Origin of the sequence: Chryseobacterium urinae, from assembly GCF_030518295.1 — a bacterium.
GTDB lineage: Bacteria > Bacteroidota > Bacteroidia > Flavobacteriales > Weeksellaceae > Chryseobacterium > Chryseobacterium mucoviscidosis.
The window spans coordinates 24,292-42,384 of record NZ_JAULSJ010000005.1 but is presented as its reverse complement, the minus strand read 5'-3'; the positions used below and the strand labels follow the sequence as shown (position 1 = coordinate 42,384).

Here is an 18,093-nt window from a genome sequence, read left to right as displayed (position 1 = left end):
ATGGAAGAATTACATTCGGAAGCTCAGAAAGCAGAACCTGATCCCTTATCTGCACCCAAAATTATTGGTTTAACAGGCGGAATCGGTTCGGGAAAAACTACGGTTGCCAAATTCATTGAAGAGTTCGGATTTCCGGTTTATTATTCGGATGACAGGGCGAAAGATATCATAAACGATAACGATGATTTAAGACTGAAAATCAAGGAACTTTTAGGAGATGAGGCCTATGACGAAAACGGATTTTATAATCGGAAATTTGTTGCTGAAAAGGTTTTTAATGATAAAGATCTTCTTCAGAGCTTAAATGAAATTATTCATCCTGCTGTAAGAACAGATTTTGAAGAGTGGGTGAAAAAACAAACAAAGTATCTGGTTTTTAAAGAAACAGCTTTATTGTTTGAATTAAAATTAAACCAGCAATGTTATAAGTCTTTACTTGTTACCGCTGAAGATAATATCAGAATAAAAAGAGTAATGGACCGAGACGGCAAAACCTACCGCGAAGTTCAGGCAGTGATGGAAAAACAGATGCCGGAAAAAGACAAAATAAAACTTGCAGACTGCATTATTTATAACAATACAAATCTTGAAGATCTCAAGGAACAAACCGAAAAGATCGTCTTCGATATCGAATAAAATTAAGCTCGTTGGATTATTTCTAACGAGTTTTTTCATGCTTCTGTTCTTCAGGTAAAAAAAACAGGCTCTCAGATATGAGAGCCTGCTTAAGTTGATTAATGATTAAATGTATTATTCTTTAATAAATTTCTTCTGAACAGAAATGGTGTCTCCATCCAAAATGTCTATTACATAAAGTCCATTTATCAGGTTATGAACGTCAATCTTGTTGTTTAAGATAATACCGCTTGACAATAATTGTCCTGCTGAATTATAGATCTTATAATTCGCTTTTTTGCTGATATTTTTCACATACAATACTGAGCTCACCGGATTCGGATAAATCATAACATCTGTCTGATTGATCGAATTAGCAACCGGAAGTTTAGAAATTCTTACCGTGTAATCTTCTACTTCACCATCTGGGAAGCTGTTGCAATTTACCGGAATGATATCTTTGCCCATTGCCACTCTCATTACTACATATTTATAGTCTACCAGACTGATAAATGCATCTGCAGGTACCGTAAATGTTGTACTTGCCGTAGGATTGCTGTTTGGTCCGTCAGCAAGGATTCTTTCGTTGATATCGAAGTATCCGTTTCTGTTGAAATCGATCCAGACTGCAACTCCTGCTTTATTGTTTCCTGCTAATTTTTTATCGATCACGATCTTGTTGTTCGTAGATCCTTGGATCAGTTCGATAAATTTAGCCGGAACTCCTGTATAATCTGAATAATTAGATCCTACAGAAATATTCGTCATCTGAGGTTTACCGTTTGGCGTTACTGTAACTTTAGAAATATATTCTGAAGTTATAGCTCCCGTAGATGCCATCTGACAGTACACAATAGTTGGTGTAGTGAAGTAATAAGGCAGTGTATACGTTCCCGGAGTTCCGCTGCAAACGTTTGCTACCTGCATTTCATACTGTGTCAATTCAGATAAACCTGTAAGGGTAATCGTATTGGTATTAGACGGCACCATTGTCCAGCTCGGAATTCCTACTTTTCTGTATCTCAAGATATAAGTAGCACCCGGGAAAGGATCCCATGTTACCTGAGCTGTTGTCGGTGTAATCGCTGTAATAGTAAGTCCCGGCGGAGGCAACTGACAAGTTCTTTCCGTAGTAAATACCTTAGGATTAGACCAAGGATTAACAGTTGTTTCTCCGTTACAGATATTTGCCACCTGTACTTCATAGGTTGTATAAGGGCTTAAACCTGTAAGAGTGTAAGTATTCAACGGTGCTGCAGTAACGTTTATTGTAGCCCATGTTGCTGTACCTACAATTCTATATCTGATTACATAAGTAGCACTTGGTACAACCGGAGCCCATGTTACTACGGCTGAGTTAGTAGTTACAGTTCCGATTGTTACATTCGGAGGGGTTGGATCACATCTTGTTGTGAATGTCTGAGTAGGTGTAAATGTTCCAGGAGTTGTTCCACAGCTTCCAGCGATCTGTACTTCATACGTTGTAGCCGGCGTTAAACCTGTTAAAGCCAATGGAGGGTTTCCTGTAAGTGTTGATACAACCACCTGAGTCCATGTAGCAGTTCCCGCTACTCTGTATCTTACGATAAATGTAAGACCACCTGTAGGTACCGTCCATGTAACATTCGCAGAAGTATGCGTAATAGTATTGAAGGCTAAGTTAGTTGGCGTTGTAGTAGAACAAGGTCTTAATTTCACCGCATAATCTTCTACTTCTCCATTCACTGCATTCTGGCACATAACAGGAGCACTTGTACGTTTAAGAACGACTCTCATTGTCGTTGTTAATGGTCCGTTATATGCTGTTGCAGGAACGTTAAACAATGCTGTAACAGGAGTTGTTGTACTTGCTGCAGAAGCCATTATTTGTTCTGAAGTTTCAAATACACCATTTCTGTTAAAGTCTATCCAAGCCGAAACTGCATCATTTTGTGCTCCGCCTTTAGCTACTGAAATCTGGTTTCCTGTAGAACCTATTTCTAAGTTCACCAATGTTGCCGGAGTGGTATAGCTGATATAATTTGTCTGTACGGAAGTATTACTCATTGGAGGAATACCCGGATTCACAGAAGTTATTGTAACGTTTGAAATAAAGTCAGTCGTTCCAGTACCCGTCATATTACAATAAGTAATTGGCGTAGTCGTAAACAGCACAGACGTTGACCAAGGTCCCTGAACTCCACCGCAAATTGTTGCTACCTGAACTTCATAAGCAGTCTGCTCAGTAAGTCCGGTAATGTTATACGTATTTCCTGTAATTACAGCAGATGTATTCCAAGTTCCAACTGGGTTAGTAGTTCTCCATCTTACCAAATAAGTTGCCCCGGTAGAAGAGATCCAGGATACTGTAGCTGTAGTTGCTGCAATATTGGACATTGTAATACCAGTAGGAGCAGCCGTGGTACATGGCTGAATGTCTACAAATTTAACCTGATAGTCTTCAACTTCACCGTTGCTTGTAAGTGGTGAACAAGCATCTGTAGGTGTTAAGAAATATACAATAACACGCATTTTCACTTTATTCGTACCAGAGTAAGCTCCGGCAGGAACAGGGAAAGTAGCAGTAACCGGAGTTGTGGAAGAATATCCTAAGTTCATTATTCTTTCTCCACCGGCAACTGTTGTTGGGTTGTTATTAAAAATTCCATCACCGTTAAAATCTATCCAGGCATAAGTAGAATATGTACTTGATAAGATTGTTCTTCCTACAGAAAGTACGTTACCTGTAGAATTACGAGCTAATGTAATAATCTTTGTTGCATCATTAGAATAATCTGTATAGGTACTAGGTCCGGAGTTGTTAGACATCATCGGTGTATTCGTACCTGTAACCGTAATATTATTGATGTATCCGTCAGTTACAGTTGCAGTACCTGAATTACAATATGAAATTGCAGGCGTTGTAAAGTTAGTTGAAGCAGACCAAGCTCCTGTAACACCACCACAAATAGTTGCAACCTGTACTTCATAAGTAGTAGCTGCATTTAAGTTTATAATAGTGTAAGGATTAGTTGCCGGAGCAATTACAGTCCATGCTCCTGTACCTGTTCTGTATCTTAGTGTATAAGTTGCACCTGTTGCATTGATCCAAGAAACCAAAGCTGTAGAAGCTGTAACGTTTGAAACAACAACAGGAGTTGGAGGAGCTGTAGTACAAGCAGCAAGATCTATAATCTTAACCGCATAATCTTCAATTTCTCCGTTTGCAACTGTTGCACAAGGATCTGTAATTGTAGAAGTAGAGAAAATAACTCTCATTCTAAGTGTTAACGGACCATTATAAGCAGTTGCAGGAACTGTAAATGTAGCAGTAATTGGAGTTGTTGTACTTGCTGTAGTACTAATTACTCTTTCTCCTGTTTCAAAAATACCGTTTCTGTTAAAGTCAATCCACGCACCAACAGCTAAAGAAGATGTAGTAGTTGTTAACCAAGATTTAGAAACAGAGATTGTGTTGTTCGTAGAGTTACGAACTAATGTTACCAATTTCGTAGGATCCGCAGAATAATTGGTGTATGAATTCGCACCTGAGTTATTACTCATCACGTAAGAGTTCGTTGGAGCAACTGTCACGTTAGAAATATAACCGTTCGTATTATTTGTAGAAGTAATATTACAATAGGTGACCGCCGGCGTTGTAAACTGATAAGGAGCAGTAAACGTACCTGTAGTTCCTGAACAAACATACGCCACCTGAACTTCATATTGAGTTTGCTCCAGAAGGTTGTTTATAGTATAAGCATTCGTTGTTAAAGGAACTGTAATCCAGGTTGGAGAACCTACCTGTCTGTATTGTAATATGTATGTTGCTCCTATTGCAGGATCCCACATTACATAAGCTGAAGTTGCTGTGATATTTGTAACAGAAAGATTTAATGGAGCATTACTTGTACAAGGAATAGGCTGAATTAATTTAACTGCGTAGTCCTCAACTTCTCCATCACCAAAACTTTGACACATTACAGGAGATGTGATATATCTCATAGCTACTCTCATCCTTGTCGTTGCTGGTCCATTGTAAGCTGTTGCAGGAACGTTGAAAGTTGCTGAAACTGGAGTTGTAGTGCTTGAAGGTGAATTCATTACCTGCTCAGTCGCTTCAAAAACTCCATTTCTGTTAAAGTCTATCCATACACCTACTGCTTCGCTCCATACTGTACCTGGGAAGAATTTTGTAACAGAAACAGTATTTCCTGTAGAACCGATTACTAAGTTTACCAAAGCACTTGGAGTAGCAGAATAATCAGTATAAGTAGATCCCGCAGAGTTATTACTCATTACAGCAGCACCTACAGGTGTTACCGTTACATTAGAGATATACTCTGAAGCAAAGTTACTGGATGTCATTGTACAGTAAGTAAGACCTAAAGTCGTAAAGTTTGTAGAAGCAGAGAATGGTCCCTGTACTCCATTACAAACTGTAGAAACCTGAACTTCATATTGAATGCCATCAGTAAGACCTGTAAGGTTTATTGAGTTTGTTGCTGCATTCACTGTTATCCAAGTTGTGCTTCCTACCGGACGGTAGCGAACTACATACGTGGAGTTCGTAGTAGCTGCCCAGGTAACTGTAGCTGTAGTCTGCGTAATCGCAGAAACAACAATACCTGTAGGAGCTGCTCCTGTACAAGTAAGTAAAGAAGTTACTGTTGCACTTCCGATGGCATAGAATACATTTCCTATTGAACTAACTCTGATCTTAACTGTTCCTCCCACAGTAAGTCCCGTTAAGTTAAGAGATTCACTACCATCGTTTGGCGTTGAAGCTACCGCTACTGTCCATGTTACTCCGTTATCTGTGGTGTAATCAATTTTTACATTCGCGACATTGTATTGAGCGGCGGTAGTATTAACTACGTCCCAAGTTACGTTTGTCGCACCATTATTATAAGCATTGGTTGTCGTTACTTTAAACGGACCGTCATTTCCAACAATAATCTGCTGATTGGCAAACTCGGTTTGCTGTTGAGTAGGAACCGGATTATTATCTCTTACCGTTACTCTGAAATTCGTTGTTCTTGCAATAGTGGAAACAGATTCCCATCCATTGTTAGAGTTGTTTAAAACTCCAGCCAATACAGAAGATAATTTAGGGAAATATCTTGTTGGACTTGTCGTTGGATTAAATGATCTGAACGTAGCACCACTTGCAGTAGTTCCTAAGTTATTCTTATTAATTGTTACACTGGCGTTATCTACTTGTTCCCAACAATATGTCATCGGATCATTTTCAGCATCTGTAGCAGAAGCTGTTAAAACAAACGCCGTTCCTTTAGGAATATTATAAGTAGGCAGTGGTGCAATTACAGGAGGGTTGTTTGTAATTGGAGTTTCAACATCACACGTTCTGCTGATTAATCTGTTCTGTACCTGAGTAATGCTTACTGCATGGAAGTAAGGATCTGAGTGAGCCTGAACATCAGTATTTGCTCCTGTGATTCCTGCATATCCCATAATTGTTGAACCGGATCCCGGCTCAACGTTTACTCCGGCTGTTTCCAAACCATGAGAGAATGTATGATTTGCGCCCAATTGATGACCTATCTCATGGGCTACATAATCTATATCAAAATTATCTCCCTGAGGAATGCCATCCGCAGGAGAAGTATATCCTGATCCTTTCTGCTGAGAAGTGGGACCTGTAGGATCTACACAAATACATCCTATACATCCTGCATTACCTCCACCACCGGAAGCACCAAATAGGTGACCGATATCGTAGTTGGCATTCCCAACGTTAGCAGTAAGTGTTTGCTGAAGTTCCAAATTCCAGTTATTCATCTGGGCTGCAGGCGAATAAGGATCTGTTGCAGCATTGGTATAAATTACGTTTGGAAAATTCTGTAAATTAAGGTGTAATGCAAAATCTTTTTCAAACACCCCATTTACTCTGGTTAGTGTTGCATTGATTGCTGTTAAAGCATTAGCAACGGTACCGCCGAAGTACTGCGTATATTCACCGGTTACAGACATTGCCAGTCTCATCGTTCTGTACTTTTTGTCGGATGACTTAGCAAAGTTTGTTGTCTGATTGGCAAATGATTTTCCCTCTGCATAAAGATTGGCTATCTCTTGTTTGGATAGTCTGTCTTCGTTCATAGAGCAAAGAAAACCTTCATTGCTTTTATCAGTTTTTGGATGCACACCATAAACTGTTTTGTTTTTATCAGCAGGTTCTATAAATTCATATTTACCATCCTTAATGATCATCGACTGAAAATCATCGGGTGCTAAACTGAATCTCAGATATTTGCCGGGATCATCTACCCCAACTCCTACATAAGATCCTAACTGATACTGATCTGCCAGTTCTTTTACGACCACAGGGAAGCTGTAAACGGCAAATTTTTCAATTTTCCCATCTAAAGTTGGCAAAGAAATCGTGACGGGTTTTGCATTTTTTCCCGTTTCCTGAGCTTTCGCCAATTGAGACTTTAGCAGAGAAATGTCCAAAGAGTAATAGTTCTTAATATCAGAACTAGCTCTGGCTTTTTCCCCTCGAAATGTCGTGGGACTCCATTGTGCACTGGTAATCGCAAACAAAAAGAGGAAAAAGAAAGAAGTAAAATTTTTCTTCATAACTTTCTCAATATATTAATTATACAAATCTAAACAAATTTAATTATTAAATTAAAAATATTTCTATTTTTTTTATACAGACTTTTCAACAATTCAATTCAAAGCATTGGGAATAAGTAAACAAATAAATAATATATGAGAAATTAAAAAACTTCAGTTATTATAACTGCTGTAATAAATGTTTACAAATATAACCCCTGCAAAATATATATTTAAGTAAAAAAAGCAAAAAATCCTCAGGTAAAAAACCTGAGGATTTCTATCATTGAAATTTAATTAAATTACTTTTTAATGAATTTAGAATTGAAAGATTCTTTTCCTTTTTCTTCAACAGTAATTACATAACCTCCTTTAATTAATTCAGAAACATTAATTTGTCCGTTATTGATATTTCCTTGTTTTACTAATTGTCCAGTTGCTCCATAAATTTTATAAGTCGCTTTATCTGAAACCTTTGTAATATTTAAAATATCTGATGCAGGATTTGGATAAATCTGAATATTATTTTTAGGATTATTCACATCATTTGTTGCCAAAGGTGTTGCTGTTACAACAACATTATAGTCTTCAACTTCTCCATCGTTAAAATTATTTCCACACGCCCATGTAGCCGGTGCACTTAATCCTGCATTAGTAGATCCTGCAAAACCAAGTATAACTCTCATTCTTAGAGTCTGCCCTTCAACAACGCCAGTTGTAGGAACGGTAAATGTACCTGAGAACGAAGACACAGAAGCTACAGGGAAGTTTAATACTCTCTCTGTTGATTCAAATGTTCCATTTCTATTATAATCAATAAATACCATTGCAAAGTCATATGCTGCAATATTACTATTAATTGTCATTGGATAAGCAGTTCCTTTTACAAGATTAACCTGAAGAGCAGGATTTGTTGTAAAGTTTGAATAAGTTGCTCCAGCAGAAGTATTATTGATATTAGCCACCTGTACTTTAGAAATATAAAGATTAGCAGCTGTAGTAGAAGCAGCAGTACAATATGGAATTCCTGTTGTTGAGAAAGTAGTGATAGCCGAATAAGCTCCCGGAGTTCCTGAACAAACAGCTGCTACCTGAACTTCATAATTAGTAACATCGTTTAATCCAGACAATGTTATTGTAGGATTTGTAGAAGTTGTCTGTTGCCAAGCTGTTGCTCCTACCACTCTATAACGAATAATATAAGTAGCATTAAGAACCGGATTCCAGCTTAAAGTTGCACTGTTGGCTGTAATATTACTTGTAGTAACACCTGTAACAGCTGATCCGTCACAAGCTGCAAAAGCAGTAACGTTAATTTTTCCTATCGCATAGAATACATTTCCAATAGAAGAAATTCTTAGCTTAATAGTCTGTCCATTCAATGTTGAAGGAAATGTAAAGTTTTCTGCCCCATCATTTGGAGTTAAAGCAGATAATACAGTCCAAGTTATCCCGTTATCTGTTGTATAATCAATTTTTACATTAGCAACATTATAAGGAGCAGATGCAGTATTTACAACATCCCAATTAATTGCTGTAGGAGCACTTACATTCGCATATTGTGTAGTAACTTTAAAAGGTCCGTCATTTCCAACAACAATCTGCTGAACATTGTAATCAGCTTGCTGTTGTGTAGGATTCTGATTGTTATCTCTTACAGTTACAGCAAAGTTTGTAGTTCTTGCAACTTGAGATACAGACTCCCAAGTATTGTTGCTATTATCTAAATATCCGTTTAGTACAGATTCTAATTTAGGAAAATAACGTACAGGACTTGTAGTTGGGTTAAATGATCTAAAGGAAGCTCCTGTGGTAGTTGTTCCAATATTGGTTTTATTAATAACAACGCTCGCATTATCCACTTCTTCCCAACAATAGGTTAAAGGATCATTTTCAGCATCTGTTGCACTAGCTGTTAAAACAAATGCTGTTCCTTTTGGTATATTATAGGTAGGCATATCCGCAATAACCGGAGGGTTATTAGCAATTGATGTTTCTACATCACAAGTTTTAGAAATCAAATTATCATTTACCTGATCAAGACTTACTACATGAAAGTAAGGATCAGAATGAGGCTGCACATCAGTAGTTGCACCAGTGATACCTGCATATCCCATGATTGTAGAACCAGAACCTGGCTCCATATTTGTTCCTGAACTTTCTAAAGAATGAGCAAATGTATGATTAGCTCCTAATTGGTGGCCCATTTCGTGAGCAACATAATCAATATCGAAATTATCTCCTGAAGGTGGGTTTGCAGCAGAAGGGTTTACACTTCCGGTAGCAGGAGATGTAATCCCAGAGCCCTTACCATATCCTGCTACAGGATCATAAGTTGTACCAACAGGATCTAAACAAACACATCCGATACATCCGGCATTACCTCCTCCTCCGGAAGCACCAAATAAATGTCCGATATCATAATTAGCCTGACCTACATTGGCAGCTAATACATCTCTAAGAGAAGTATTCCAAGATGATGGAGGTGAAGAAGCACTCGTCACCGTTGCATAAGGATCTGTTGCAGTATTGGTATAAATTAATGAAGGATAGCTCAATACATTTAAATGCAATGCAAAGTCTTTCTCAAAAACTCCGTTTACTCTTGTCATCGTTGCATTAATTTGAGTTAATGCTCCTGCAACTCCGCCGAAAAAGTTAGTATACTCCGCCGTTGTTGACATTGCCAACCTCATTGTTCTGTACTTTTTATCGTAGCTTTTGTTAAAAGTTGTGGTTTGATTGGAAAAAGACGCCCCTTTTTTCAGTAGCGCATCAATTTGTTTTACCGCAGCCGGATCTTCACCTGTAGAACATAAGAATCCATTTTCGTTCTTTTGAGATTTTGGATGTACTCCATATACTGTTTTATCAGCATTAGCAGGTTCAATAAATTCATATTCTCCTGCTTTGATTATCATTGATTGAAAATCATTAGGAGCAACAGAAAATCTTAAAAATTTCGAAGGATCATTGATTCCTACCCCTACATAAGATCCCAATTGATATTGATCTGCAAGATCTTTTGCCATTACAGGGAAGCTGTATACAGCAAATTTTTCAACTTTACCATCTAATGTTGGCAGAGAGATTTCAACAGCTTTCGCACCTTTTCCCATTTCTTGAGCATTCGCCAACTGGGATCTTAATGCTGAAATATCTAATGAATAGAAGGCTCTAATATTAGCCTCTTTTCTAACTTTCTCTCCTTTGTATATTGTCGGCGACCATTGTGCACTCACTGTCCCCAATACAAAAAGAGAAAAGAAAGAAGTAAAAAGTTTCTTCATAGCTTTTCAAATTAAATTTACCTGCCAAATATAACTATTTTATGTCACAAATATTATATTAACACATTTTTTAATCTAAAAAATATTTTTTGGCATCGTAATTTGATAAAAAATAAATAATCTCCAGAAATATCTGGAGATTATTTTATCATTAATAATTAGGTTAATTTTTTATTATTTTTTAATAAATTTAGCCGTAAATAATTCTTTACCTCTTTCTTCAACGGAAATTACATATCCGCCTTTAATCAATTCAGAAATAACAACTTGACCATTTTTAACATCTCCTTGTTTTATTAATTGTCCGGTAGCTCCATAAATTTTGTAATTAGCTTTATCTGAAACTTTAGTTATGTTTAAAACATCTGAAGCTGGATTTGGATATATCTGAATATTACTTTCCGGATTACTAATATCGCTTGTTGATAAAATAGTTGATGTAATGAATACGTTATAGTCTTCAACTTCCCCATAAGTATAAGATGTACATGCTTCTGGTGATGTACTATAACGTAATGCAACTCTCATTTTAAGCATCTTATTTTGAACTGCTGTAGATGGTACTGTAAACGTAGCACTTACTGTTGGAGTTGAATTTGCTGCTGCATTCATTACCATTTCACTTGTATCAAATGTTCCATCTCTATTGAAATCAATCCATACTCTTACTGCCTCAGAATATATATCAATAGGCCAAGTCTTGGTTACGGAAACTGTATTATTATTAGATCCGCTTATCAGATTAATAGTTTTTGTAGGGTCAGTTCCGTAATCTGTATAGGTACTTGCTCCTGAAGTGTTATTAAGATTTGCCAATGTAACATTAGAAATGTATTCTTCTGATGGATCAGCTGATGATAATGCACAATATGAAACTGATGATTGAGTAACGAATTGATTATTCGCAGAGAATGTACCTAAAGTTCCTGAGCAAACTGCTGCAACTTGTACATCATATTTAACTCCTTCTTCCAGACTATTTAAAGTAACAGTATTGGTAGAAGAAGTTGTTTGTTGCCATGCTGTTTCAGTAACTTTTTTATATCTTATCTGGTAAGTAGCATTTAAAATTGAGTTCCAACTTATCACAGCAGAAGAAGTTGTAACATTAGAAATTGCAATACCAGTAGGAGCACTTCCATTACAAGTTGCAGCACTTGTTACCAACATTTGCTTAACTGCATAGAAAACATTTCCTATTGATGAAATTCTTAATTTAATATTCTGTCCATTTAATGCAGCCGGAAAAGTATAAGTTTCTGATCCATCGTTAGGCGTAGAAGCAGAAAGAACAGTCCAAGTTGTTCCGTTATTTGTTGTATAATCAATTTTTACGTTTGCAGAATTATACGGAGCAGCAGCAGTATTTGCTACATCCCATGATACAATTGATGGAGCATTGTGATAAACCTGAGTAGTGTTGATTTTAAATGGTCCGTCATTACTTACCGTAACCGTTAAAATATCACTTTGTGTTTGCTGAGATGTTGTGGTTGGGTTATTATCTCTTACTGTTAATACAAAATTGGTAGGTCTTGCAACATTCGAAACAGTTTCCCAGTCTGCAGGAACTGTAAGGTTTCCGGCTAATACTGAAGATAATTTTGGAAAATATCTTGTATTTCCTGTAGCTGTTGGAGACAAAGATCTAAACAATGCTCCTGTTGTGTTATTTCCTGTTACACTTGTTACCGGAATATCTGTATCATCAAATTGTTCCCAAGTATAAGTCATTGGATCATTTTCAGGATCTGTAGCTGTTCCCGTAAGAACAAATGCAGTTCCTTTCGGAATTGTATAATCTGAAAGGGCTCCTATTACCGGAGGATTATTTGTAACAGAAGTTTCAATATCACAGGTTGTGGTAGTAAGATTATCTTCAACCTGCAAAATACTTGCAACATGGAAGTAAGGATCTGAGTGCGCCTGTACATCTGTAGCCCCAGTAATACCAGCGTATCCCATAATAGTAGAACCTGATCCTGGTTCCATATTAACACCTGTTCCTTCTACATCCATAGAAAATGTGTGGTTAGCTCCTAATTGATGCCCCATCTCGTGAGCTACGTAATCTATATCAAAATTGTCTCCCTGAGGAATTCCATCTGCAGGAGAGGTGAATCCGGATCCTTTACCTTCTGGTTCAGCAGTAGTAGGATCTGTACATACACAACCAATACATCCTGCATTTCCCCCACCTCCGGAAGCACCGAATAAATGACCAATGTCATAGTTCGCATTTCCTACATTTGCTGTTAAGGTATTTTGTAATTCAAGATTCCAAGCACCTCCTGCACCGGCAGACGCAGAAGAATATGGATCTGTGGCAGCATTAGTGTAAATAACTCCCGGGAAATTCTGTAGAATTAAGTGCAATGCAAAATCTTTTTCAAAAACACCATTTACCCTAGTCATTGTGGCATTAATCGCAGTAAGAGCTCCAGCTACCGTTCCACCAAAAAACTGCGTATACTCACCTGTTACAGACATTGCTAATCTCATGGTTCTGTATTTCTGATCAGAAGATTTAGCAAAGTTAGTAGGGTTTTTATCAAATGTTTTTCCTCTTGAATATAAAGCGTCTATTTGTTTTTTCGATAATACACTTTCATTCATACTACAAACAAAACCTCCTTGAGCCTTATTAGTTTTAGGATGTACTCCGTAAATTGTTTTATCAGCATTTTGAGGTTCAATAAATTCGTAAACTCCATCTTTAATAACCATTGACTGGAAATCATTTGGAGCGACGGAAAATCTCAAATATTTAGAAGGATCATCAATTCCTACACCAACATATGATCCCAATTGATACTGATCTGCTAATTCTTTTACTACGACCGGAAAGCTATACACTGAAAATCTTTCGATCTTACCATCCATCGTTGGCAATGAAATTTCTACGGGTTTAGCATTTTTTCCTGATTCTTGTGCATCTTTAAGTTGACTTCTTATTTTTACAAGATCTAACTTATAGTAACTTCTAACATTAGAAGATTTTTCCGATCTACCTGCTAATGTAGTTGGAGTCCATTGCGCAATAGCTGTACCTCCAATTAAACTACATAAAAAAGTAGTAATGAGTTTTTTCATATTAAGAATATTTTTAATATTTCAAAAATACTCATAGATTACTTAAAAATCAAATAAAAAATATCAAAAAAAACAACTTTAATTAAAAAAACAACATAAAAATCATATTTATATATTAATTTTAACAATTAACATGTAATAGATTAAAAATTTTATTTAAAATATAACCCTTTAAAAATTCAAAAGGATTACTTTGCTTAATGTGCTGATTTAAAATTTATACGCCAGGTTCCACGCGAAGCCCATTCCGAATTTAGAAGAGCTTCTTCCGAATCCCGGAACGATCATGGGCTGGATTTCGTCCTGTTTTGTGGTATACACCAGATATCGCGGCTGAAGATTGACATCAATGTAGAAATTGGATTCAAAAAGCTGTACTCTTCCTCCCAATGTTCCTTCCAGCCAATAGGATGACTGTGCAGAAGAAGGAAATGAAATTGTGGAGCTGCTTCCACCGTAGCCACGAACGGGAACCGCCATATATTCCTGTTTATAAAAGGAACCGGCTACTTTTCCACCCGCATAGAAACCATTGAATTCATTTTCAAGGTCTTTTGCCAGCATATAAAAGGCTCCGATCTTCACGAAAGGACCGTTTGCTTTTCCGTCATAACCGTTTTTCTGGTAAATATTAGATTCAAAACCGGCTTCTGCTATGGCATGAAGATTATCTTTCAGCTTTGAAGATACAAAACCCTGATACAGATTTCTGTCTGAAAAGAAAGAAACTCCCGTATTCAGAACATCAAAACCGATCATGAAATTGGGTTCATATTTCCATTTTTCCTTTGCAGTTTCCTTTTCTTTTTTCTCCTGAGCAAAACCCAGAAGACTGATTATACTAAAAAAGAAGGAAAAGATTAGTCTTGTCTTCATTCTCTATAAAATTTTGTCCGGCCTGGATTTCTTTTACCGGAGTGGTTGTCGTTGGATCTAATACTGAATTTAAATTTTCGTAGGTAAGCTTTATTCCGCAACCCGGAGAAACATATGCAGATTTCGTGGTATAATTTATCCTTACTTTAGATTCAGAACCTTTGTTGGTAATTCTGAAATAAACATCCGTATAAGTTGAATTGTCTACTCTTAAAGGAATAACTCTTGATGTAATTTCAGCCTGTCCTCCCAACTGTACTTTTCCGGAGCCATAATCTACTGCTACATACAGAGAATCCAGTGTTTTTTCCTTATCGGTTGCCTGTGTTTTGAAAGAAACTTTCATTCGTGGAGTTCCTTCCCCACTTTCACAGATATCATTATCGCCGCCACATGAAAAAAGCAGACTGATAAAAGAAATGGTGATTAAAAATTTAAAATATTTCATCTGAACATTTTGTTTTACTTTACCGGACAAATCCGGCATTTCATCTTAAGATTTGATTCCTTCAAAAGTAATTAAATTATTTCTTAATCAGCAAAGCAATATTTTCTACGTGATGTGTCTGCGGGAACATATCCACCGGTAAAATCTTTACCACATCATACTGTTCTTTCATTAAGGCTAAATCTCTTGCCTGTGTAGCAGAATTACAGCTTACATAAACTACTTTTTCCGGTGAAAGTTTTAAAATCTGCTCAACCACTTTCTGGTGCATTCCGTCTCTTGGAGGATCCGTGATGAGAACATCTGCTTTCGGATGATTCGCCAGAAAGTCATCATTGAAAATGTCTTTCATATCTCCGCAATAGAACGTTGTATTCGTAAGACCATTCAGTTCTGCGTGTTCAATCGCTGCATCTATGGCTTCCTGTACAGATTCTATCCCTATTACCTGCTTTGCTTTTCTTGCGACATACTGAGCGATTGTTCCTGTACCTGTATAAAGATCATACACTACTTCATCTCCTTTTAAATCTGCAAATTCAAGCGTTTTTCTGTATAATTCCAGCGCCTGTTTATAATTGGTCTGAAAGAATGATTTTGGACCGATTTTAAACTTCAGACCATCCATTTCTTCCATTAAATACCCTTCCCCGAAATACACATTGATATCCAGATCGTAAATAGAATCGTTGGCTTTCGGATTAATCGCGTAGACCAAAGTCTTGATCTGCGGGAATTTTTCAAGCAAAAAGCTGAAAAGTTTTTCTCTGTTTTCTTTTTCTTCCCTGAAAAGCTGGAAAAGAACCATCCATTCGCCTTTTGAGTTCTGTCTCATCATTAAAGTTCTTAAAAAACCTTCGTGATTGCGGACATCAAAGAAGTCTAAACCTTCATTTACAGCATACTGTTTCACTGCCAATCGGATCGCATTCGAAGGATCTTCCTGAAGGAAACATTCTTTAAGATCAAGAATTTTGCTCCACATCCCCGGAATATGAAACCCTAAAGCATCTCTGCTGCCGAAATTTTCTTCGGAACTGATCTCATATTGGGTAAGCCAACGGGAATTGGAGAAAGAAAACTCCATTTTATTTCGGTAAAAATATTGTTCTTCCGAACCTAAAATTGGAACGGTCTCAAAGTTTTCAATCCCTCCGATTCGTTTAATATTATTGTACACTTCTTCCTGTTTGAAAGCAAGTTGCTTTTCATAGCTCATATTCTGCCATTTACAGCCTCCGCAAACTCCGAAGTGAACACATTTCGGCTCTACTCTGTAAGGCGATTTTTCAAGAACTTCCAAAGCTTCACCTTCGTAGTATTTGGACTTTGCTTTTTTCACTCTTACATTTACCACATCTCCCGGAATCGCTCCGGAAACCATTACGGTTTTCCCTTCTTCCGTTCTTCCTATTGCCACTCCTTTAGCTCCTGCATTTAAGAGTTTTATATTTTCAAGAATTAAATTTTTCTTATTCTTTCTGCTCATTGTACGATTTTCTATTTTCCTAATGAAACTTTTACGTTTCAGTCTGCAAAAATACAATAAAAAAAACCTTATCCGAAGATAAGGTTTATATCTGTACTCAATTTAAATTATTTTGTCTGAGCCGGCTGAGGATTTGCCTGTTGCTGAGGAGCCTGTTGTGCTGCTTGCTGCTGCTGAGCCGCAACTACTGCAGGATCCATCCCTAATCCCGGTTGTAACTGAACGTTAGGATTTACCTTTGGAGCAGAAAGACCTGTTTGCTTGTCTAAAACCGTTACCAATTCCGGATCTCCTAAGTTGAAGAACGGCTTGCTTGCAATTTTACCGTCTTTATCTACCACGATAAAGCAAGGCAACTTAAATCCGTAAACTCCGTATTTTTTAGCAATATCAGAATTTAATCCGTTTTCACCGTAAACATTAGTTCCGGTAATTCCTTTTAGTAAAGAGCTGCTTGTTTTCACAAACTGGTCTTTTGTATCGTCTACGTTTACAAAAACAAAATTCATTTTAGATTTGTAAAAATTTACTACTTCTTTCAATACAGGAATGGTAGCCTCTCCGATATAAGGATTCCAAGAAGCATAAAAAGATAACAAATATGGTTTTCCTTTATTTTCAGAAAGATTGTACGATTTTCCGTCTGCTTTCACCAAAGAAGCTTCAGGAGCCTGTTCTCCAATTTTGAATCCGTTGATAGCAAACTGAATTTTCTTTAGATCTTCTTTAATCGTAGCATCTTTAATATCTTCGTTGATAATTTTTTTGATCTTCTCAACCGTTTTTTCAGGTGAACCAGGATGAATATCCGACTGCGCCATTACGAATGCCAATAAATAGTCTTTAGCCGTCTGTGAAAGATCTTTTTGATTTTTCTTTAAATATTCTGTAAATAATTCTGAAGTAGTAACATCCGTTTTCCCTGCAGTTTTTGCCTGAGCATATTTCTGAAAATCAGGGCTCATTTTGGTTAAAAGATATTCTCTGTATAAAGGATGTTCTTTTACCAGTACTTCTTTATTTTCTTCCAGTTTATTGGTAAAATCTGTAAAAGCTTTCGTTACTTTAAATGAAGGATTGCCCATTTGCTTGTGCCCCATTTCGTACTGGTTCAGGATGGTAAGCAAAGTTGTTGAAAGATCATTTTTCTTCCACGTAACCACTTCATTATCCGGACTAAACTTCTTAACATTTTCATCGATGTTTTTATTAACATCTGCCTGAACTTTTTCCATTCCCTTAAGGAAGGTTTTTTCATCTTTCGTCATCAGCTCATTCATGTTAACTGTCTGAGCATACGTTGCGAGATATTTCTGGGTAGCCATGAAGAAATCGTTGTTATTCTTCGCATCTCCCGTGATCACATATTCAGTCGGGAAAGTCATTGCATTACCTGAAATTTCAAGTTTCTGACCTCCTTTAAGATAGATTAAATTTCTTTTCCCCCCGTAAGAAAGAAGATACATTCCGCTTTTCGGAGCATCGAAATTTCCTGTGAAATTTCCGTCTTTATTTACCCCGATGTTCATTAATGGTAAAGTTGCTACTCCCGAAGCTTCTATTAATTCGATTCTCTCCAATGGAGAACCTCCCGTGATTTTTCCTTTTACTTCTACTTTTTTAGAGCAAGACATCGCAAAAACCGCGATGATAAACAATAAAAGATATTTTTTCATTTTGAATTTTATAATTACGCAAAAATAGTTTTTTCATTAAACTAAAAG

The 18,093-nt window shown here is 36.9% G+C and carries 8 protein-coding genes; 1 reads left to right on the top strand and 7 read right to left on the bottom strand.

The window, feature by feature from the left end:
* A complete protein-coding gene (gene coaE, locus QWT87_RS04360; RefSeq protein WP_302713961.1) occupies window positions 1-636 on the top strand; it encodes a dephospho-CoA kinase in 636 nt (211 codons plus the stop codon).
* Between the two features lie 114 nt (window positions 637-750).
* Here the strand turns inward: coaE and QWT87_RS04355 are convergent, their stop codons facing one another.
* The 7 genes from QWT87_RS04355 to QWT87_RS04325 form a co-directional block, all read right to left on the bottom strand.
* On the bottom strand, window positions 751-7,194 hold the full coding sequence (locus QWT87_RS04355) for a GEVED domain-containing protein (RefSeq protein WP_302713959.1): 6,444 nt from the start codon (window positions 7,192-7,194) through the stop codon (window positions 751-753).
* Between the two features lie 281 nt (window positions 7,195-7,475).
* Window positions 7,476-10,463: a reprolysin-like metallopeptidase gene (locus tag QWT87_RS04350; RefSeq protein WP_302713957.1), complete on the bottom strand. Its 2,988-nt coding sequence runs from the start codon at window positions 10,461-10,463 to the stop codon at window positions 7,476-7,478.
* 174 nt (window positions 10,464-10,637) lie between these two features.
* Window positions 10,638-13,346: a reprolysin-like metallopeptidase gene (locus tag QWT87_RS04345; protein ID WP_302713955.1), complete on the bottom strand. Its 2,709-nt coding sequence runs from the start codon at window positions 13,344-13,346 to the stop codon at window positions 10,638-10,640.
* A gap of 420 nt (window positions 13,347-13,766) precedes the next feature.
* Window positions 13,767-14,432, bottom strand: coding sequence for a DUF6048 family protein (locus tag QWT87_RS04340; protein ID WP_302713953.1), 666 nt, complete (start codon window positions 14,430-14,432; stop codon window positions 13,767-13,769).
* Entirely contained in the window at window positions 14,398-14,880 is a 483-nt protein-coding gene (locus QWT87_RS04335; protein WP_302713952.1) for a DUF6452 family protein, read from the bottom strand. Before QWT87_RS04335 ends, QWT87_RS04340 begins: the two co-directional genes overlap by 35 nt.
* 76 nt (window positions 14,881-14,956) lie before the next feature.
* Window positions 14,957-16,369 (bottom strand): 23S rRNA (uracil(1939)-C(5))-methyltransferase RlmD, encoded by a 1,413-nt coding sequence (rlmD, locus tag QWT87_RS04330; RefSeq protein WP_302713950.1) that lies wholly within the window; start codon window positions 16,367-16,369, stop codon window positions 14,957-14,959.
* 107 nt (window positions 16,370-16,476) lie between these two features.
* Window positions 16,477-18,045, bottom strand: coding sequence for a TlpA family protein disulfide reductase (locus QWT87_RS04325; protein ID WP_302713948.1), 1,569 nt, complete (start codon window positions 18,043-18,045; stop codon window positions 16,477-16,479).
* Window positions 18,046-18,093: the final 48 nt, after the last annotated feature.